General features: G+C 38.3%; 20 protein-coding genes and 1 other RNA gene. 15 read left to right on the plus strand and 6 right to left on the minus strand.

Going from position 1 to position 20937, the window contains the following annotated elements:
* Nucleotides 1-3: 3 nt before the first annotated feature.
* A complete protein-coding gene (locus H4J57_RS10280; RefSeq protein WP_070374244.1) occupies nt 4-573 on the minus strand; it encodes a UPF0149 family protein in 570 nt (189 codons plus the stop codon).
* A gap of 185 nt (nt 574-758) precedes the next feature.
* Between H4J57_RS10280 and zapA the strand changes: the two genes are divergently transcribed.
* From zapA to metK, 5 genes are all read left to right on the plus strand, one after another.
* On the plus strand, nt 759-1067 hold the full coding sequence (gene zapA / locus H4J57_RS10285) for a cell division protein ZapA (protein WP_182222197.1): 309 nt from the start codon (nt 759-761) through the stop codon (nt 1065-1067).
* A 92-nt stretch (nt 1068-1159) separates the two neighbouring features.
* Nucleotides 1160-1341: non-coding RNA, 6S RNA (gene ssrS, locus H4J57_RS10290), on the plus strand.
* Nucleotides 1342-1953: 612 nt separating this feature from the next.
* On the plus strand, nt 1954-2655 hold the full coding sequence (locus H4J57_RS10295; protein WP_182242772.1) for an ABC transporter substrate-binding protein: 702 nt from the start codon (nt 1954-1956) through the stop codon (nt 2653-2655).
* Between the two features lie 103 nt (nt 2656-2758).
* Nucleotides 2759-3607 carry a glutamate racemase gene (gene murI / locus H4J57_RS10300; RefSeq protein WP_220470056.1) on the plus strand — a complete coding sequence of 283 codons (849 nt, stop codon included), beginning with the start codon at nt 2759-2761 and terminating at the stop codon, nt 3605-3607.
* Between the two features lie 130 nt (nt 3608-3737).
* Nucleotides 3738-4925 (plus strand): methionine adenosyltransferase, encoded by a 1188-nt coding sequence (gene metK / locus H4J57_RS10305; RefSeq protein WP_182213945.1) that lies wholly within the window; start codon nt 3738-3740, stop codon nt 4923-4925.
* 88 nt (nt 4926-5013) lie between these two features.
* Here the strand turns inward: metK and H4J57_RS10310 are convergent, their stop codons facing one another.
* From H4J57_RS10310 to H4J57_RS10320, 3 genes are all read right to left on the minus strand, one after another.
* On the minus strand, nt 5014-5994 hold the full coding sequence (locus tag H4J57_RS10310) for a rhodanese-related sulfurtransferase (protein ID WP_182213947.1): 981 nt from the start codon (nt 5992-5994) through the stop codon (nt 5014-5016).
* Between the two features lie 248 nt (nt 5995-6242).
* The gene (locus tag H4J57_RS10315; protein ID WP_182213949.1) at nt 6243-9350 is read right to left on the minus strand and encodes an efflux RND transporter permease subunit; all 3108 of its coding nucleotides are present in this window, start codon (nt 9348-9350) and stop codon (nt 6243-6245) included.
* 10 nt (nt 9351-9360) lie between these two features.
* Nucleotides 9361-10545, minus strand: coding sequence for an efflux RND transporter periplasmic adaptor subunit (locus tag H4J57_RS10320; protein WP_182213951.1), 1185 nt, complete (start codon nt 10543-10545; stop codon nt 9361-9363).
* A 239-nt stretch (nt 10546-10784) separates the two neighbouring features.
* Between H4J57_RS10320 and rsmE the strand changes: the two genes are divergently transcribed.
* The 4 genes from rsmE (at nt 10785) to ruvX (ending at nt 13676) form a co-directional block, all read left to right on the plus strand.
* Nucleotides 10785-11546: a 16S rRNA (uracil(1498)-N(3))-methyltransferase gene (gene rsmE, locus H4J57_RS10325; protein WP_182213953.1), complete on the plus strand. Its 762-nt coding sequence runs from the start codon at nt 10785-10787 to the stop codon at nt 11544-11546.
* Nucleotides 11547-11570: 24 nt separating this feature from the next.
* Nucleotides 11571-12527 (plus strand): glutathione synthase, encoded by a 957-nt coding sequence (gene gshB / locus H4J57_RS10330; protein WP_070374249.1) that lies wholly within the window; start codon nt 11571-11573, stop codon nt 12525-12527.
* Between the two features lie 140 nt (nt 12528-12667).
* Nucleotides 12668-13222, plus strand: coding sequence for a YqgE/AlgH family protein (locus H4J57_RS10335; RefSeq protein ID WP_070374250.1), 555 nt, complete (start codon nt 12668-12670; stop codon nt 13220-13222).
* Between the two features lie 19 nt (nt 13223-13241).
* Nucleotides 13242-13676, plus strand: coding sequence for a Holliday junction resolvase RuvX (ruvX, locus tag H4J57_RS10340; protein ID WP_070374251.1), 435 nt, complete (start codon nt 13242-13244; stop codon nt 13674-13676).
* Between the two features lie 119 nt (nt 13677-13795).
* Here the strand turns inward: ruvX and H4J57_RS10345 are convergent, their stop codons facing one another.
* Together H4J57_RS10345 and H4J57_RS10350 are read right to left on the minus strand one after the other, a co-directional pair.
* Nucleotides 13796-14923, minus strand: a complete 1128-nt coding sequence (locus H4J57_RS10345) for a PilT/PilU family type 4a pilus ATPase (RefSeq protein ID WP_182213955.1) — start codon at nt 14921-14923, stop codon at nt 13796-13798.
* Between the two features lie 358 nt (nt 14924-15281).
* The gene (locus H4J57_RS10350; protein WP_070374253.1) at nt 15282-16325 is read right to left on the minus strand and encodes a type IV pilus twitching motility protein PilT; all 1044 of its coding nucleotides are present in this window, start codon (nt 16323-16325) and stop codon (nt 15282-15284) included.
* A gap of 68 nt (nt 16326-16393) precedes the next feature.
* On the opposite strand from H4J57_RS10350, the gene H4J57_RS10355 reads away from it, so the two are divergent.
* The 6 genes from H4J57_RS10355 (at nt 16394) to hemW (ending at nt 20937) form a co-directional block, all read left to right on the plus strand.
* Nucleotides 16394-17074: a YggS family pyridoxal phosphate-dependent enzyme gene (locus H4J57_RS10355; protein ID WP_182214126.1), complete on the plus strand. Its 681-nt coding sequence runs from the start codon at nt 16394-16396 to the stop codon at nt 17072-17074.
* A 91-nt stretch (nt 17075-17165) separates the two neighbouring features.
* The gene (gene proC / locus H4J57_RS10360) at nt 17166-17981 is read left to right on the plus strand and encodes a pyrroline-5-carboxylate reductase (RefSeq protein WP_070374255.1); all 816 of its coding nucleotides are present in this window, start codon (nt 17166-17168) and stop codon (nt 17979-17981) included.
* Nucleotides 17982-18023: 42 nt separating this feature from the next.
* Nucleotides 18024-18572: a YggT family protein gene (locus tag H4J57_RS10365; RefSeq protein ID WP_070374256.1), complete on the plus strand. Its 549-nt coding sequence runs from the start codon at nt 18024-18026 to the stop codon at nt 18570-18572.
* A gap of 94 nt (nt 18573-18666) precedes the next feature.
* Nucleotides 18667-19107: a DUF4426 domain-containing protein gene (locus tag H4J57_RS10370; protein ID WP_182242774.1), complete on the plus strand. Its 441-nt coding sequence runs from the start codon at nt 18667-18669 to the stop codon at nt 19105-19107.
* Nucleotides 19108-19192: 85 nt separating this feature from the next.
* Entirely contained in the window at nt 19193-19786 is a 594-nt protein-coding gene (locus H4J57_RS10375) for an XTP/dITP diphosphatase (protein ID WP_182213957.1), read from the plus strand.
* Nucleotides 19787-19788: 2 nt separating this feature from the next.
* Nucleotides 19789-20937 carry a radical SAM family heme chaperone HemW gene (hemW, locus tag H4J57_RS10380; RefSeq protein WP_182213959.1) on the plus strand — a complete coding sequence of 383 codons (1149 nt, stop codon included), beginning with the start codon at nt 19789-19791 and terminating at the stop codon, nt 20935-20937.

Below are 20937 nucleotides of genomic sequence, written 5' to 3' on the forward strand. Positions count from 1 at the left end.
TTTTTAGTGGACAGTATCTTCTGCGCTTTTACTTTCTGGCGGTGAGCCGAGCTCGGTAAAACACAATAAAGCAGAAATTCTGACATATTCAGCTATTTCAAAATAGGCTTGCTCGGTATCTTCGTCTTCTTCCATTTCGTCAGACAAATTAGAGATTTCAGCAAAATCAATAAGGACTTCTTTAACGTCTTCTGATAATACCGCTTTGTTTTTTTGTTGTAGGCCGAATCCTAAATTGAAGCCTTGTACCCAAACACTTAAGGCATGGCCACGTTCAACTATACTATCGTCATCATCTGGTAACGTTAATTGAAAACCATAAGAGTCATCAATAATGTCATGCCAAACTTTTGCAAACATTGATTTGACCAACGACTTAACGGCACGAGGTAAACCTTCGCCGTTGTTAAATAAGTCATTAATCATCACGATATAGTCCTCACTTTCAAAGGTAAAACCGGCACAAACTAAGCCAGTTAATACCCCATGTAATTCAGCGCCATGGACGGTAATACTTTCTGTTGTAAGAATTGCTTGCACTGAGGCAAAGTCTAAAGAGGTTTCGTTGGACATGTTTTAATCATCAATAAAATGCGTGAGTTAATGCAAGGTATCGTAACATTCACGCTTTTATGATGCTAGAGATTAAAAGGAGAAAACCCTAGAGAACGCTTGCATAGTGTACTGCTCATCGCTATAGTGCTCAGATATGTATATATTACTATTAATTAAGATGTTTTTGTGAGAATAAGCCTGTTATGAGTCAACACTCGGTTACCATTGAAGTTGCTAATAGAAGACTGAAGATTTCATGTCCTAGCGGGCAAGAGTCGTCTTTACTATTAGCCGCTGAAGAGTTAAACCAACGTTTGCTAATAGACAGTAAAACTTGTTCTATAAAGACACCTGAACAATCACTAGTAATGACTGCACTTAACTTATCTAATGATTTATTAGCTGCTCGTAAAGAAATTATCGATGAACGTGCTGCGATGCAAAGTAAAATTGATTTACTACAAGCGACTATCAAACAAGCTGTAATTTCCGAATACCTCAAGAAAGCCTGATTTTTCAGCAACCTCTGTTCACTAAAAAAACAAACAAACTTAAGTTACAAAAAAACACTTAAATCGCTTTGAAAAATTAGCTATACTAATTTCGTCTTCTGGGGTGTTTGTATGTTAACTATGTCCCTGAGCCGATAAGTTTTAACTAAGGAAGTTGATTATTAACTATTGTGCAAGCCCGGCTCGTATCGGGAAGCCTACGGTTGAAATGATACCTCCGCCCTGAACACCCGGTGTTCAGGACTAAAGTCGACTGCGGCACCTTGGAAGCATCCTTTTTATAATCATATTAGACATATTAGGTTTAAACATATTAGGCTTAGACATATTAGGCTTAAACCTGATACCTCCGCGCAGCACCTAACAACACCCAGTGTTCAGGACTAAAGTCGACTGCGGCACCTTGGAAGCATCCTTTTTAAAACCATAGCAGGTTTAAACATATTAGGCTTAGACCTGATACCTCCGCGCAGCACCTAACAACACCCAGTATTCAGGACTAAAGTCGACTGCGGCACCTTGGAAGCATCCTTTTTATAATCATACTAGCCTTAAACATACTAGGTTTAAACATATTAGGCTTAAACCTGATACCTCCGCGCAGCACCTAACAACACCCAGTGTTCAGGACTAAAGTCGACTGCGGCACCTTGGAAGCATCCTTTTTATGTTCATATTAGACTTATTAGGTTTAAACATATTAGGCTTAGACCTGATACCTCCGCGCAGCATCTAATAACACCCGATTTATCAAATATTATTTATAATGTTATAGCTGAAATAAAGAATAAAAGGCTAACTTACTATATACTTAATAGACTTATTGTTATTAATTAGCTTACTTGTTTATATGCCTATAAAATACCTCTGTGTAATGCTGTTGCTAATGCTGAATACTTCATCAAGTATCGCTAAGCAACTTGTTGTTACTGAGATATTACCGCCCTACCAATTCTATCAAGAGAATACTGCTCTAAGTGGATTCTCCGTAGAAGTCATGCAGGAAATATTCAAAATTACCGGTGATGAAATTGATTTACAAGTATTCCCTTGGGCTAGAGCTTATAAAACCGCACTTAACCAACCCAATACTATTATCTTTTCACTATCTCGCACCAAAGTTCGAGAAAATCTATTTATTTGGGGCGGTAAATTAATGAGAGAAGATATTTATGCTTGGTGTTTGCAAGAAAAATTTAAAACACCCGTCACTGACATAGAGCAACTTAAAAAATATAAATTGGCGGTCACTAATTCGTCAAGTACCGCTCAATATTTTCAGCAAGAAGACTACCCCTTTATTTATACTGTCGTTTCACCAGAGCAAAGCTTACAGATGCTCTACCTCAATAGAGTTGATTTTATAACGGGAACAAAGAGCACCTTAGTGGCGCGAGCGAGTAAATTAAATTTAGAGGTAAGTAGACTAAAAAAAATTATACCTCTCTCAGTCGTTAATCATGACTTATATTTTGCTTTTAGTCTAAATAGCGATAAAAAGATTGTCACTAAATATACCAACGCTTATAAAATAATAGAGAAAAATGGCACTTTAGACAAACTGAGAAATAAGTGGCAAGTGCAGTAAACGCTACATACTTAGTAAATAATGGCTAGTGCGCTTTACTTTTATCTAAAAAATCAATATAACAAAGACGAATTTTATCAGTTAGTTAATAACAATAGACAACATGACCCAAAATCATCTAGCCAACAAATCAAAAAAACCACAAGGGCAAGTTTATGCTGACACACCAGCGATCGGTATTTTTGACTCTGGCATTGGTGGTTTGTCGATTGCTAAGTGTATCCATCAGCATTTACCCAATGAAAATCTTATTTATGTGGCTGATAGTCAATTTGCACCTTATGGCGATAAGTCGTCAGCAGAAATTATTGAACGGGTAAATAAAATTGCTGACTGGTTGATTAGCCAACAGGTAAAAGCCATTGTTGTTGCCTGTAATACCGCAACAGTTAGCGCTATCGATCAACTGCGTTTGAGGGTTTCAATTCCAATTATTGGTGTTGAACCAGCGATAAAACCCGCTGCGTTGCACAGTAAAACAAAGAAGGTAGCCTTGTTAGTAACAGGGGCAACCGCAATAAATACTCGGTTTCTGTCTTTAGTGAATAAGCATAAAAATGGCGCTGAAATTTATATTCAGCCATGCCCTGGCTTAGTAGAACTTATCGAGCAAGGCCTTCATGAAAGTGAACAGTGCCTTGAAATACTGCATACTTTTTTGCAACCTCTTGTGCAAAGTAATATAGATACCTTAGTCTTAGGTTGTACACATTACCCCTTTGTTCGTTCGCTTATACAAAGAATTGTTGGTGATAAAATTACCATCATGGAAACCGCTCAGCCCGTAACGGATCAACTTACTCGGCAACTGGCAAACCAAGGATTATTGGCAAGTACTCTATCTAGTTCGAAACAACACTTTTTTAGCTCTAAGGTATCTCAGCAACAAGCCAAATTGATGTCAGTACTTTTTGGTCAGAATGTTACCCTTCAGCAATTTCCTGCTCTATAAATGAACAATTAATAATTATTTTTAGCCGTTTAGCCATCTAGGCGTAAAAAAACTAGAAAATAGTTAATCTTGCAGTTAGAATAACTCCAATTCGAAAATATTTTAAACTATTACATTTTTCTGAGGTTATATGTCTACTCAATTTTTCACTTCTGAATCAGTTTCTGAAGGTCATCCGGATAAAATCGCCGATCAAATTTCTGATGCGGTACTTGATGCTATTATCGCTAAAGATAAGAATGCTCGTGTCGCTTGTGAAACTATGGTGAAAACTGGTGTAGCTATTATTTCAGGTGAAGTTTCTACCACGGCATGGGTTGATCTAGAAGCGATTACCCGTAATGTTATCAGTAATATTGGCTATACTTCGTCTGACGTTGGTTTTGATGGTGAAACTTGTGGCATTATGAATTTAATTGGTCAGCAATCACCTGAGATTGCCCAAGGTGTTGACCGAGCAAACCCTGAAGATCAAGGTGCTGGTGACCAGGGATTAATGTTTGGTTATGCGACCAATGAAACTGAAACGTTAATGCCTGCGCCAATATTTTATTCTCATCGTTTAGTAGAGCGTCAAGCTGAAGTCCGTAAATCAGGGGTCTTACCTTGGTTGCGTCCTGATGCTAAATCTCAAGTCACTTTTATTTATGAAGATAATAAGCCAGTAGCGATTGACGCGGTTGTTTTATCAACTCAACATAATCCAGAGATTTCTCAAGAAGATTTGCACGAAGCGGTGATGGAAAATATTATCAAAGCTGTGTTACCTGCCGAGTTATTAACTAAAGATACTAAATACTTTATTAATCCTACTGGCCGTTTTGTTATTGGTGGTCCGGTAGGTGATTGTGGTTTAACGGGTCGTAAAATTATTGTTGATACCTATGGCGGCATGGCTCGTCATGGTGGCGGGGCTTTCTCAGGAAAAGATCCATCAAAAGTTGATCGCAGTGCTGCTTATGCTGGTCGTTATGTAGCAAAAAACATCGTTGCGGCTGGTTTAGCTGACCGTTGTGAAATTCAAATTTCTTATGCCATTGGTATTGCTGAGCCAACGTCAATTTCAATTGAAACTTTTGGTACCGGTAAAGTCTCTGAAGCAAAATTAATTGAATTGGTAAGAGCACATTTTGATTTACGACCATACGGCATTACTAAGATGCTTGATTTGTTACACCCTATGTATCAGATGACAGCAGCTTACGGACATTTTGGTCGTGAACCTGTTGAAGTCACTGTTGGTGATGATACTTTTACTGCATTTACGTGGGAAAGAACTGATAAAGCTGACGCACTTAGAAAAGCTGCTGGTTTTTAGTTTAACGACTAAACATCAAGGCTCCTAATAAAAAAGCGACTGAATAAGTCGCTTTTTTTGTTCAAAGGGTAAATAGCAACCTAGCTCATCACGACTTAGTCGACTGTGCTTTTTTGCTGGCAACTTTATCTTTTCGTCGTTGTTCGATAACATCTTGAACATTGCCACCAATATGCTTTTCGCCTCGTTGGTTCGCTAAATTTATTTGACGCTCACGCTCAGCGAAACCACTGCGCTGCTCGTCGGTATACTTGTCATAACAACGATGACAACTCACACCTTTAACATAGTGTTCGCTTTGCATTTCTTCGCTTGTTATCGGGTAACGACAAGCAAAACATTGGTCGTACTGGCCTTGCTCTAAACCATGTCCAACGGCAACACGGCCATCAAAAACAAAACATTCGCCTTCCCACATTGAATTCTCTTGTTCAACTTCTTCTAAATATTTAAGCACACCTCCCTCAAGGTGGTAAACATCTTCAAAGCCTTGCTCTTTCAAGTAAGCTGTTGATTTTTCGCAACGAATACCACCAGTACAATACATAGCCACTTTTTTGTGCTTATTTTTATCTAAATGTTGGGCAACATATTCTGGAAATTCACGGAACGTTTCAGTCTTAGGGTTAACGGCGTTTTTAAAGGTACCAATTTCAATTTCATAATCGTTACGCGTATCAATCAATAAAACTTCTGGATCTGAAATAAGCGCATTCCAGTCTTTTGGTTTCACATAAGTACCAACGGTTAATAATGGGTCAATGCCTTCAACACCCATAGTAACAATTTCTTTTTTTAATTTTACTTTGCTACGTTGAAAAGGGTTTTCATCAGCATATGAATATTTATGAGAAACATTAATTAAACGTTCATCCGTCTCTAAATGAGCTAAAAGCAGATCGATACTGGCTTTTGTACCTGCAACCGTACCGTTAATACCTTCGTTAGCGAGTAATAACGTACCTTTGATCTCGTTTTCTAACATAACGCTTAATAAAGGTGATTTAAGTTGTTCGAAGTTTTCTAAGCGCACAAATTTATAAAGTGCACAGACAGTAATATTTTGCATAGTAATAATACCCATTGAGCCAGCCAGAACGTAAATCCGGAGCTGTAGATTAATATAAAACCAACACCTGCTACTAGCGATGTTAGTCGAAAGATGCGCATTCTATCAAAAGCGCTTATTTAGATAAAGTACCTCGTCGCTCGCCTTAATTATAAAGTTGTTGTCTATCGTATTATTTAGAGCTAAAAAAAGACTTAACACCACAGTGAAAAGTCTTTTAAAAGGCAAAGTATTTCAATAAAAACTCGTTAACTCGGTGAGCCTTTAAGTTTTTCGCGCAACCTTTGAATAATCATATAGAAATATGGCACAAGTAAAGTACCCAATATAGTAGCAGCTAACATACCTGATAGTACGGTAACGCCCAAGAATATCCGGCTACTAGCGCCTGCCCCCGAAGACATAACCAAAGGAATTACACCTAACACAAAAGAGAGTGCAGTCATTAATACGGCTCTAAATCTTAATTTTGCGGCATCAAGCGCGGCTTCCATAATACTTTTACCTGCGGCTCTAAGTTCCATGGCAAATTCAACAATAAGAATCGCGGTTTTAGTCGATAAGCCGATGAGTAGCACTAACCCCACCTGAGCATAAATGTTATTCTCCATGCCCAAGATATACAGCGTTAACATTGAACCAAACAATGCCAAGGGAACCGCTGCGATAACCGAGAATGGTATGGTCCAGCTTTCATATTGCGCCACTAAAAATAAGTAAACAAACAACAATGCTAAGCCAAATAGAACAGGTGCTAAATTACCTGCCTCAATTTCTTGTTTAGACTGCCCGGCCCATTCGAAAATATAGCCCTGAGGTAAGTTTCCAGCTAATTCTTCCATAATAGCTATTGCCTCACCTGATGAATGACCACTCGCTGCTTGCCCAGTAATGTTAGCACTACGATATAAATTAAAGTGTCCGATACTTGTTGGTCCTAAAATAGGTTCTAACTTAGCCAGTGTCGTTAATGGCACCATTTCACCCTCTTGATTACGGACAAAATAGTGACGTAAGTCAGACGGGTCTTTGCGGAACTCTTTTTCTGCTTGAACAGTTACTCTATAAGTACGGCCAAACTGGCTAAAATCGTTAATATACATTGAGCCAAGTTGGGCTTGTAAAGTAATAAAAATATCAGACAAAGCGACACCTTGGGCTTTGGCTTTATTTCGATCGACCTCTAAAAAATATTGCGGAACATTAGCGCGGTAAGTACTAAAAACTTGATTTAATTCAGGACGCTGATTAGCTTCATAAATAAGACCATTCATCACTTGCGCCAAATCACTTGGGCTTCTGCCTTCACTATCTTGTAATTTAAATTCAAACCCCGAACTTGACCCTAGCCCAGGAATAGGCGGCGGATTAAATATCATGATTTGCGCGTCTGGTATGGTCCAAAGTTGCCCCATTAAACGTTGAATAACAGCACGTAACGCTAATTCTGGTTCAGTTCTGTCCTCCCAATCTTTTAGCATAATAATGCCTAAACCATTATTAGAACCCGCTCCTCCTAATAATGAAAAACCAGCAACAGTAATCACATCAGTCACCGCAGGATCAGCTTTTATTATCGGCGTTATTTTATCAATAAGTGCTTGTGTTCTATTACTCGATGCAGCATCTGGTAATTGAATATTAAGAAAAACATAACCTTGGTCTTCACTTGGCACAAACCCCGAAGGTACCGACGTTGTTAACCAACCAGTTGCCATAAATAAAATACCAACAATAAAACCAACACGAGCTGCGCGTTTTAATAAAAAATTTACCGCTGTGGTATAGCCTCCAGTCATCTTCTTAATACCCCGTTCAAAGGGGATTAACCATTTTATTGGCTTCATATTATCTTTACTTAATAACACCGTACAAAGCGCAGGGCTTAGTGTTAAGGCATTAACAGAAGAAATGATAACGGCAAATGAAATAGTAACCGAGAATTGTTTGTACAGTTCTCCGGTAATACCTGGCATAAAGGCCACAGGAATAAATACTGCTAGTAACACCAAAGTAGTCGCTATAATAGGACCTGAGACTTGTTCCATTGCCTTAGTGACAGCGGCTTTTATTTCAAGTTGCTCTTCTTTAAGGATTCGTTCTACGTTTTCAATAACGATAATCGCATCGTCAACGACTATACCTATCGCCAGCACTAAGCCAAAAAGAGTGATAGTGTTAATCGAATAGTCCATGGCCAACATAAAGGCAAAAGTACCTATTAATGACACAGGTATCGCGATGGTCGGAATAAGTGTTGCTCGCCAATTTTGTAAAAATAAGAACACTACTAAAACTACTAAGACTATCGCCTGAAATAAAGTCACTTTCACTTCGTCAATAGAGCGTAAGATAAACTCAGTGGTATCGTAAGGGATAGCGTATTCAAGTCCTGCAGGAAAACGTGTTGATAGTTTTTCCATTTCCAGTTTAACCAAACGAGCAACTTCTGTTGCATTTGCACCAGGTAATTGATAAATAACTAAGAATGCAGTTTCGTTGCCATTTAAGCGTGCTTGAACACCATAGTTTTGCGATCCTAGTTCTAAGCGTGCAATATCGGACAAACGGACAAAATTACCGTTTGTGCGAGCACGAACAATGGTTTGCCCGAACTCTTCAACCGTTTTTAAGCGCCCTCTTGCTTGAATGGAGTACTCAAATTGTTGGTTAGGCAATGCCGGGCTTGCACCTAACTTGCCAGCAGCAACAATTAAATTTTGTTCTTGAAGGGCTTGTTTTACCTCGGTAACGGTAACCCCTAATGATGCCATACGGTCGGGTCTTAACCATGCACGCATGCTGTAAGTCATTTCACCCATCACACTGGCTTCAGCAACGCCAGGGATACGTCCTAACGGTTCAGTTAGTGAATTAGTCGCATAGTTACTTAAAAACAATTGGTCGATTTCAGCTTGTTTTGAAAATAAATTGATCGCCATTAACATCGAGCTAGACTTTTTCTTAACCGTAACCCCCAAGCGTGTTACTTCTGAAGGCAATGCACTTTGAGCCAATGCGACACGATTTTGCACATTGACCTGTGCCATATTGTCATCGATACCGACTTTAAAAAACACGGTAATGGTTGCTGAGCCATTATTTGAAGCGGTTGATTCGATGTACATCATATCTTCGACACCATTGATTTTTTCTTCAATGGGACGAATAACTGACTCTTCGACAACTTGAGCACTCGCACCTGGATACACCGCAGTAATTTGCACTTGTGGTGGTGTTATTTGTGGGTACATATTAACGGGTAATAAGCCCATAGCAATGAGGCCTGCTAAGGTGATAACAATTGAAATAACAAAGGCAAACTTGGGGCGATGAATAAACGTTTTACTGATCATAGCAGTCCCCTTATTGGGCTAAAAAGTCAGAAATAATACCGGTAAATGGATCAATACTTTTAGCTACGGGTTTAACTTCAACACCATTTCTGACTTTTTGTAAACCTTCGACAATAACCCACTCGTTGGCGTTAATACCTGATTCAACCACCCACATTGCATTAATTCTTCGCCCTAAAGTAACCAGACGCTGTGAAACTTTATTATCTTCGCCAACAACAAGGACAAATTTTCCTTGTTGGCTTTCCTGTACAGCGACCTGAGGCACTAAGGCCATTTGTTCTTTTTTCTTACCTTCTATAATTAAAGTAAGAAATAAACCGGGCACAATAATACCATCAGGGTTATTAAATATTGCGCGTAATTCAACCGTTCCCATGCCTTGATCTATTTTTGTTCCGGCAAACGTTAACAGGCCCTTTTCACTATATTGAGTGTTATTAGGTAAAAGTAAGGAAATATCAATCGATAAATCTTCAGGCTTTTGAGTGTTTTTATGTTTTTGTAAATAAGAAACATATTCGCTTTCTTCTACTTGAAAACTGACATACATAGGATCTGTTGCTGTTAATGTCGCCAGTGTGTTACTACTTGGGCTGATAATCGTGCCAATACTATAATTTACTTTGCCAATACGTCCTGAAAATGGCGCTTTAATAACGGTGTAACTTAAATTCAACTCAGCGTTTTCTAATGTTGATTGGGCGACCTGCACTGATGCCCTTGCTTGTGAATCATTAGTTATTAATTTATCGAGATCAGATTGAGAAATATAACCTTGCCCTGCGACTTCACGCCCACGTTTTAAGTCTCTTGCAGCACCATTAGCACCAGCGACTTTACTGGCTAAATCGGCTTTTGCTGACTCTAAAGAAACTTGGTAAGCCGCGGGATCAATATTAAGTAACACTTGAGATTTTTCAACAATAGAGCCTTCACTAAAGTTACGATCGATTAACTCACCTTCAACCCTAGCGCGTAAGTCAACTTCTTTTGACGCAACTGAACGAGCAACAAATTCACGGTAACTACCAATTTCATTGACCTTTATTTGATAAACAGAAACAGCGGGAGCAGGAGCTGCTATTTTAACTTGTTCTACTTGTCCACAACTTATCACTGTAAAAGTTATCACTGATAAAAGACTAACGCGAAATAAAATAGGTTGAAAAGCTTGCTGATATTTTGTGAACATCTATGTTCTCCGTTTAGTGCTAACAGCACGTGACAAAACCACTATTAAGAATAAATTGCTAAAGAATATATTATTACATGTGATGATAGTTAATTCAGTCTGAAAATGTATTTAAACATTGAAAACACCTTATGCTTTTTTTAAATAGCCGTTTTTACGCTATTTTATAAAATCATAATTGAAATATGAGCAAGTCGCCCTTATATTTCTTGATAAGATAATAAAAAATATTAATAAAAATGAGCAATCCTAGAATTTTTCAGCAACAATCATTTTCTGTTGGCGACACTATTACTTTAAGTGAAGATGCCTTTGGCCATACCATAAGAGTTCTGCGTTTAAAAAGTGGTGATGATTTAACCCTTTTTAATGGCGAATTAAACCAAGGTGTACTTGGCGATTATCAAGCTGAAATAACTGACGTTAGTAAAAAAAATGCCCAAGTCATTATAAAATCGTTCAGCGAAAAAAATGTTGAATCACCATTAAATATTCATTTAGGGCAAGGTATTTCACGTGGCGACCGAATGGACTTTACCTTACAAAAATCGGTTGAGCTGGGTGTTAACACCATTACCCCGCTATTTACCGAACGTTGCGGAGTAAAGCTAAACGGCGATCGCTTACAGAAAAAAATAGACCAATGGCAAAAAATAGTGGTCAGTGCTTGTGAACAAAGTGGCCGTTGTTCGGTCCCTATTGTTATGCCTGCTGTTTATTTAGATGAATGGCTAACTCAACAAACTGCTTCATTAAAACTAAATTTACACCCAAAAGCGCAATACTCAATAATGAATTTGCCTGAAAAAAACATCAATGATTCAAATCAGCGAGTGCGTTTACTTATTGGTCCAGAAGGCGGTTTAAGTGATGATGAAATTAAACGAGCCAATCAAGCCTCTTTTGTTGATGTTTTATTAGGACCAAGAATATTAAGAACAGAAACGGCAGCATTAACGGCAATTACCGCATTGCAATGCCGCTTTGGCGATATTAATTAGTAACGAACACATTAGGAAATAAAGATGACAATTAAACTTGGCGTAGTAATGGACCCTATTTCACAGGTCAATGTAAAGAAAGATTCATCTATGGCGATGATGTTCGAAGCTCAAAAGCGCGGTTACGAAATTTATTACATGGAAATGAAAGATTTATACCTTGATCAAGGACAATGCCGTGCCACAGCACAAAAATTAAAGGTTTTTGACGATCCTCAACATTGGTATGAACTAGACGAAGTAAACGACATAGCTGTTTCAGAACTTGACGCGGTTTTAATGCGTAAAGATCCTCCTTTTGATACCGAATTTATCTACGCGACCTACATGCTTGAGCGTGCAGAAGTTGAAGGCACATTAATTGTAAACAAACCACAAAGCTTGCGTGACTGTAACGAAAAACTTTTCACCGCTTGGTTTGCAGAGTTGACACCACGTACCTTAGTGACACGTAACAATGATAAAATTCGTGAATTTCATCAAAAAGAAAAAGACATTATTATTAAGCCACTTGATGGCATGGGCGGTGCGTCAATTTTTCGTATAAAAGAAAATGATGCTAATGTCGGTGTTATATTAGAAACACTCACCAACCACGGTAATCAATACGCCATGGTGCAAGAATTCATGCCTGAAATTAAAGATGGTGATAAACGTATTCTTATTGTTAACGGTGAACCTATGCCTTATTGCCTTGCACGTATCCCTGCACAAGGTGAAACGCGTGGTAATCTAGCTGCCGGTGGCCGTGGTGAAGCAAGACCCCTTAGTGCTACCGATAGGTTAATTGCTGAAACTATTGCACCAGAATTGAAGAAACGTGGTCTATACTTTGTTGGGTTAGATGTTATTGGTGACAAAGTTACCGAAATTAACGTTACCAGTCCCACCTGTATCCGAGAAATTGAAGCTGCATATCCTATTAATATCAGTGGAAAATTAATGGATGCAATAGAAGAAAATATTCGTCCTAGAGTATAAATATTTTAGTTATATTTTTTACCATTTAAAGTTATGAGTCTCTACTAGCGGTGATCCTTTGAAATAAACGATCACCATACCTCTATAAAAACAATGATACATAGAGTTTGTTTAAAACTTAAAGTGTAAAAGGTGATGGTATGGAAAGCTTAGAAAATCAACTATTAATTGCAATGCCTGCATTAGACGATGCCTATTTTAATAAAACCGTAACTTATATTTGTGAGCACAATGAAGAAGGCGCTATGGGTCTTATTATTAACTTACCCGTTAACGTCACTTTAAACGAATTGCTCATCCAGATAGATGCTAAAAAAGAACAAGCACCTGAGTTAGGTCAACAAGTGCTAACCGGAGGTCCTGTTTCTCAAGACCGAGGTTTTGTTCTACATAGCCCACAAGATTGCTGGAAACAATCGTTATCGCTAAGTAAAGAGGTCATGATCACCACCTCTAAAGATATTTTAATGGCGTTAGGAACAGAAGGTGCGCCTGAAAAATATATGGTTACCTTAGGTTATGCTGGTTGGGGGCCTGGTCAATTAGAAGAAGAAATAAAAACTAACGCCTGGCTTTTAACCCCTGCCGATGGTGATATTGTTTTTAATACACCGATTGAGCAGCGCTGGAAAAAAGCCACAGAAAAACTAGGTATTGATATGGCTCATTTATCTACGGATATTGGCCATGCTTAACAACATTGAGGAATAATAAGTGTCAAAAGATGTCGGCCAACGCACCGTTTTAGGTTTTGATTTTGGTAAAAAATATATTGGCGTTGCTGTTGGCCAAGAAATGACCGGAAGTGCCTCTCCTTTAGGCTCGATTAGAGCTAAAGAAGGTATTCCTAATGAGATGGAATTAACAAAATTTATTAAAGAATGGCAACCTGACTATTTAGTAGTGGGATTACCCTTAAATATGGATGGTAGTGAGCAACAATTAACCCTTGATGCCAAAAAATTTGGTAACCGCTTATCGAATAAATTCGCCCTGAAGGTAGAATTTCAAGATGAACGTTTAACCACAGCAGATGCCAAAGAACGTTTATTTGCCGCAGGAGGCTATCGTAATTTAAAAAAGGATAATATTGATGCTGAGTCAGCAAGATTAATTATTGAAAGCTATTTTGAAACGCTTTACGACTAGAAAATAGCAATATAGTCAAACCACATAAAGCTCATGCGTCAAGTAGTTTGACTATCTATTGTTACACTGTTCAAGAAACTTAGCTTAACACCTAGCAATGTTTCATAAGTATCTGTTAACTAAATATCTTTAGGGCCAAAACCGTCAATGGTCACGCCACTTAATGCACCGGTGCCTCCTTGCTCATTACTGCGCAACTTAATCATCAAGCGTAAATCATTAGGTGAATCAGCATGATGCAATGCATCAGCATAGTTTATTGAGCCTTTTTGATACAACTCAAACAAAGCACCATCAAAGGTCTGCATGCCAAGTTCTTTAGACTTTTCCATCACTTCTTTAATACTACCAATATCACCTTTTTTAATAAGTTCAGCGATATAAGGCGAGTTAAGTAAGATCTCAATCGCCGCAACACGCCCGTTACCGTCGCAGGTAGGGATCAGTTGCTGAGCGATAATACCGCGTAAATTTAACGCTAAATCAAACAATAACTTGCCATGTTGATCCGCAGGCACTAAATGCATAATACGGTCAATCGCTTGGTTAGCATTATTTGCATGCAAGGTTGCGATACATAAGTGCCCGGTTTCAGCAAAGCTTAACGCATGTTCCATGGTTTCTTGGTTACGGATCTCACCAATTAAGATAACATCGGGTGCTTGGCGTAATGAGCTTTTTAAGGCCGCATCGAAACTTTCAGTGTCTAAGCCAACCTCTCGTTGCGTTACCATACAACGCGCATGTTCATGAACAAATTCAACAGGGTCTTCAATGGTAAGAATATGGCCACGCGAATTTTTATTACGATAACCAATCAATGAAGCCATTGATGTTGATTTACCCGTACCCGTGCCACCAACAAAAAGTACTAAACCGCGCTTTGACATGACTACATCTTTTAAGATTGGCGGTAAACCGAGTTCGTCAGCATCAGGAATTTCTGTGACGATACGTCGGACAACCATACCTGCCATATCGCGTTGCCAAAAGGCTGAAATACGGAAGCGGCCAATGTCGTCAATTGAAATGGCAAAGTTACATTCTTTCTCTTCAGTAAATTGCTTTTTCTGTTTATCGTTCATTGCGTTATGAACAAGCGCTAACGATTCATCGCTTGTTAAAAGGTGATCATCGATTGCTTGTAACTCGCCATTTACTTTCGCGCTTACCGCAAGCTTAGCGGTAACAAACATATCAGAGGCACCTTCTTTTACCATCTTTTGTAATAAGTCATGAAAATTCATTGATCTTTCTCTTATCTTTTAAACCGTAATGTGAAGTAATAGACACCTAGGGTTTGAGCTAGTTTTAAAAACCTCTAAAGTGATTTTAGCGTGCTTTAAAAAGTCTCTAAATTGATTTTTATCCACTGCTTTTTCCATCGCATCTTACTTAGTTATTAAGCCTCTATTCACTAGACCTTTTAGACAATAGATACCCATGGTTTGAGCTGGCTTTAGAAACCTCTAAATTAGAAACCTCTAAACTGATTTTTATCAACTGCTTTTTCCATCACATCTTGTTTAGTTATCAGGCCTCTATTCACTAGACCTTGCAAGCAATAGATACCCATGGTTTGAGCTGGCTTTAGAAACCTCTAAATTAGAAACCTCTAAACTGATTTTTATCAACTGCTTTTTCCATCGCATCTTGTTTAGTTATCAGGCCTCTATTCACTAGACCTTGCAAGCACTGATCCATGGTTTGCATACCATGAGACATACCGGTTTGAATGGCACTGTACATCTGCGCTATTTTGTCTTCACGAATTAAATTTCTTATTGCAGGAACACCTAACATTATCTCATGAGCGGCAACACGACCCCCACCCACTTTTTTAATCAAGGTTTGTGAAATAACCGCACGAAGTGATTCTGACAACATTGAACGCACCATAGATTTCTCTTCACCGGGGAAAACATCAATGATACGGTCGATGGTTTTTGGTGCAGAGGTTGTATGTAAAGTACCAAAAACTAAGTGGCCGGTTTCCGCCGCTGTCATCGCTAAACGAATGGTTTCTAAGTCGCGCATTTCACCAACAAGAATAACATCAGGGTCTTCACGTAAAGCACTGCGCAGAGCAGCTTCAAAACTTAGTGTATCGCGATGAACCTCACGTTGGTTTATTAAACATTTTTTGTTTTCGTGAACAAACTCAATAGGATCTTCAATGGTAAGAATATGATCGTGTTTGTTGTTATTAATATAATCGACCATAGCCGCTAAAGTGGTTGATTTACCTGAGCCTGTTGGGCCCGTGACTAAAACTAAGCCGCGAGGTATATCAGAAATTTCACGAAAGATATCAGGACAGCCTAAATCATCTAAGGATAATATTTTGCTTGGAATAGTACGAAATACCGCTGCAGGGCCACGATTTTGATTAAAAGCATTGACACGAAAACGTGCTAAATTTGGCACTTCAAAAGAAAAATCGACTTCTAAATTTTCTTCATACTCTTTGCGTTGACGATCATTCATAATATCATAGACCAGAGCATTAACATCTTTCTCGTCAAATGCTGGGATATTGAGTTTACGTACGTCACCGTCAACACGAATTGAAGGCGGAGTGCCTGCAGATAAATGTAGATCAGATGCATTATTTTCCACACTAAAGGCAAGTAATTCGGTAATATCCATAAAAAGACCTCTTAATAATTATTTTTTATAATATAAAGTAAGTTGAAACTAAATTGACACAAAACAATATGACACCCATTAAAGATAATCTTGCTAAGATAAATCTGCAAATTTTTAATGCTTGCGAGCTAGCAAAACGTCCATCTTCACAGGTGACCTTACTCGCGGTAAGTAAAACCAAAACCAGTGCCATGATCGAACAAGCTTATTTAGCGGGCCAACGAGAATTTGGTGAAAACTATATTCAAGAAGCCGTTGAAAAAATAGCAGAATTACAAAGTTTGTCCGACATTACTTGGCATTTTATTGGTCCTATACAGTCAAACAAAACACGATTAATTGCCGATAACTTTGCTTGGGTACATAGTGTTGACCGCATTAAAGTAGCAAAACGCCTTAATGATCATAGGTCTAGCCAAGATACTCCCCTCAACGTTTGTTTACAAGTCAATATTAGTGGCGAAGAAAGCAAGTCTGGCATAGCCGTTAAAGATATTAAAGCGTTAGTTGATTGTATTGAGCATTGCCCACATTTAACCCTGCGCGGCTTAATGGCTATCCCTGAGAAAAATGCCTCGGAACAAAGTTTTGAAAAAATGCAGCAACTATATACGCAATTAAAAAAAGAACATCCTAGTATGGATACTTTATCGATGGGCATGTCAGGTGACTTGAGTGACGCTATTGCCAAAGGTTCTACTATGGTCAGAGTTGGCTCAGCCATTTTTGGCGCTAGAGAAGATAAATAGTTATATTCGGATACAATCTATTTCACTTTCTTTAAGTATAATTCGTTACAATAGTTAAAATATTCACATTCTTATTTATCATAGGTATTTCATGACAAAAATTGCTTTTATTGGCGCTGGTAACATGAATGGCGCAATTATTTCTGGCTTAGTAAACACAGGCTTTGCCGCTCAAGATATTATCGTATCAAATCCTTCACCTGAGAAGCGACTGGCTTTACAAGAGCAACTTGGTATTAAAGAAACAGCAGACAATATCGTTGCGGCTAATTTTGCAGATTTTATTGTACTTGGTGTTAAACCTCACTTTATTGCTGAGGTTTGCCAAAAAATCAGCCAAGAAATTGATATTAGCAACAAGTGCTTTATTTCCGTTGCTGCTGGCTGCACTGTTGCACAAATGCAAAAAGCCTTAGCCAAACCTTGTGGCATTATTCGTACTATGCCCAATACCCCCTCACAGATTGGTTTAGGTGTTACTGGTTTATATGCCGACGAAAATGTTAATACTCAACAAAAACAGGTTGCCGAAGAACTAATGAGTTCGGTAGGTATTATCAAGTGGTTAGCCACTGAAGATGAAATTGACAATATTATCGCGGTTTCTGGCTCAGCGCCTGCCTATTTCTTTTTGTTTATGGAAGCAATGGAAAAACAAGCGATAGCGTTAGGTTTTTCAGCAAAAGAAAGCCGTGAATTAGTACAGCAAACGGCTTTAGGTGCTGCGCAAATGGTGGTCAACAACGATATTCCAATCAGCGAATTACGTGCTAAGGTCACCTCAAAAGGTGGTACAACCAATGCTGCTATTAATTCTTTTATAGATGATGGTTTGGATAAAATAGTAACAAATGCAATGAACAGTGCATTGCATCGCGCTAAAGAAATGGCGCAAAATAACGTTTAATACCGTTTGAATTTTATTAATTATTAAGTTTTGGAGAAGTAGATGGAAGCCATTAATTATTTGCTGAGCTTTGCCTTTGACGCATTATTAATGTTGTTAGTTTTACGTGTATGGTTACAATTGGTCCGTGCTGATTTTTATAACCCGTTAAGCCAGTTTATTGTAAAAGTAACCAACCCAGCCGTTATTCCGCTTCGCCGCGTTATACCTGGTTTTGGTGGTATTGATGTATCAACATTGTTGTTAGCTTTTGCCGTAGCAGCGTTAAAGTTTATTCTTATCCCATTACTTAATGGTGGAGATATCAATATTATTTCGGCGCTATACTTAGGTCTTATCTATTTAATTAAACAAACCGGTGTATTGCTATTTATGTTAATGCTCGTTATGGCATTAATGAGTTGGGTAGTTCAGGGTTATAATCCTACGCAAGCTATTTTCCAGCAGTTAACTGAACCGTTTTTAAAACCGATAAAACGTATTGTACCCAGCATTGGCGGTTTAGACTTATCTATACTTATTGCTTTCTTATTACTAAACGTAATTAATATTTTCCTATCTGGCGCCATTCCAGGTTGGGCAATGCTATAATAACGTAGAAACAATAAAACAGGTTTTGTAATAATTTGGCTATAAAACCTGTCTTATTAAATGTATGGATCATTAAAACAAAAAGGAACACATTATGAAAAATATCTTTCAAACCTGTTTATTTATTATTTTAGTTTCATTGACCCTAGCCAGTAACGTTTTTGCTGAAAACATGAAAAAATTGGGTTCGATGCAAGTTCATTATATGGCAATAAATGCCACATTTTTAACTCCAAAAGTAGCAAAAGCTTATGATATTGAACGTAGTCGTTTTAACGGTTTAATTAATATTTCGGTTTTAAACGATACTAAACCGTCGACGCCAGCTAAAGCAGTAACCATACAAGGAACAGCTCGAAATGATATTGGTCAAATCAAAACCCTTGAATTTGACGAAGTAAAAGAAGGTGATGCTATTTATTATTTAGCACAAGTTAATTACACCAACGAAGAAACCTTTTACTTTGATATCACCATTAGTGACGGCAAAGAAACCCACCAGCTTAAATTCAAACAGAAATTTTATGTTGATTAATCACTAATTGCATACAAATAATTAATATATAAAATCAGGTTTTACCTGATTTTACTTTTTCATTTCTACACGCTCAAGGTACAAAATGTCAACCATCGTATTAGCCACAGGCAACCCAGGTAAAGTTAAAGAGCTTAGCCATTTATTAGCCGCACATAACATTGAAATAAAACCCCAAAGTGAATTTAATGTCAGTGAAGTGGCAGAAACAGGCACTACTTTTGTTGAAAATGCCATCATTAAAGCGCGTCATGCAGCTAAAATAACGGGCTTACCGGCAATCGCTGACGACTCAGGTTTAGAGGTTGATGCATTAAATGGCGCACCGGGGGTTTATTCGGCGCGTTACGCGGGTGAAAACGCTAGTGATAGTGACAATACTGAAAAACTGTTAAAAGCATTAGAGAATATACCTAATGAACTACGTACCGCTCGTTTTCATTGTGTGCTGGTTTATATGAAACACGAGCACGATCCAACGCCGATAATTTGTCATGGCGTTTGGGAAGGCACAATTACCCATGAAAAATTGGGCGAGCAAGGTTTTGGTTATGATCCTATTTTTTGGCAAGAGCTGCAGCAACAAACTTCAGCACAATTGCCTCGCGATTTAAAAAATAGTTTAAGTCACCGCGGCCAAGCACTTGCTAAGCTTGTACAACATTTTGGTGTTAAATAATAATGCTACAAGCGCCCCCGCTTTCTTTATATATCCATATCCCTTGGTGTGTTGAAAAATGCCCATATTGTGATTTTAACTCACATGCTTTGAAATCAGCGGTTCCAGAAGAAGAGTATGTAAAACATCTTATTGATGATTTAGATGCAGATATCGCCAAGTTCTCTCTAAGTGATCGCCCATTACACACTATTTTTATTGGTGGTGGTACACCGAGCTTATTTTCTGCACAGGCGATTGAAAGTTTATTAACCCAAGTCCTTGCGCGCTTCTCACATAAAGATGACATTGAAATAACGTTAGAAGCGAACCCAGGCACCGTTGAAGCTGAAAAGTTTATTGGCTTCTTTAATGGTGGTGTTTCAAGACTATCGATTGGTGTACAAAGTTTTGAATCTGACAAACTAATAAAATTAGGTCGAATTCATGACAGTAACCAAGCAAAAAAAGCAGCCGAGTTGGCTTATTCTTGTGGTATAAAAACCTTTAATCTTGACTTGATGCATGGCTTACCACAGCAAAACATTGCTAACGCCCTTGATGATTTAACCACCGCTATTTCACTGAATCCAACCCATTTATCTTGGTATCAGTTAACAATAGAACCCAATACCGCTTTTCATTCTCGCCCGCCTAAGTTGCCTGAAGACGAAGTACTTTGGGATATTCAAGATCAAGGTATCGCCTTATTAGCTGCCGCGGGTTATCAGCAATACGAAATATCGGCTTACAGTAAACCCGGCTTTGAATGTCAGCATAATATCAATTACTGGCAGTTTGGTGATTATCTGGGCATTGGCTGTGGCTCACATGGCAAAATAACAGATCCACTTAATGGTAAAATTTTCCGTACCATCAAAGTAAAACACCCTAAAGGTTACTTAGACGAGAGTCGTCCACACTTAGATCATTTAGTTGAAGTCAGTGCACAAGAATTACCTTTTGAATATATGATGAACAGACTGCGCTTACATGAACGTTTTAGCTTAACGGAATATCAACAAAGAACAGGCTTATCAATTGAAACTGTCTTACCGACATTGCAAGTCGCTAAACAAAAACAATTGATGCAAGAAAACAATGATGGCACTTGGCAAGTCAGTAAATTAGGTCATCGCTATTTAAATGACTTACTCGAGATGTTTTTATAG

The sequence above is a fragment of the Colwellia sp. BRX8-7 genome, from assembly GCF_014077275.1.
Taxonomy (GTDB): Bacteria; Pseudomonadota; Gammaproteobacteria; order Enterobacterales; family Alteromonadaceae; genus Colwellia_A.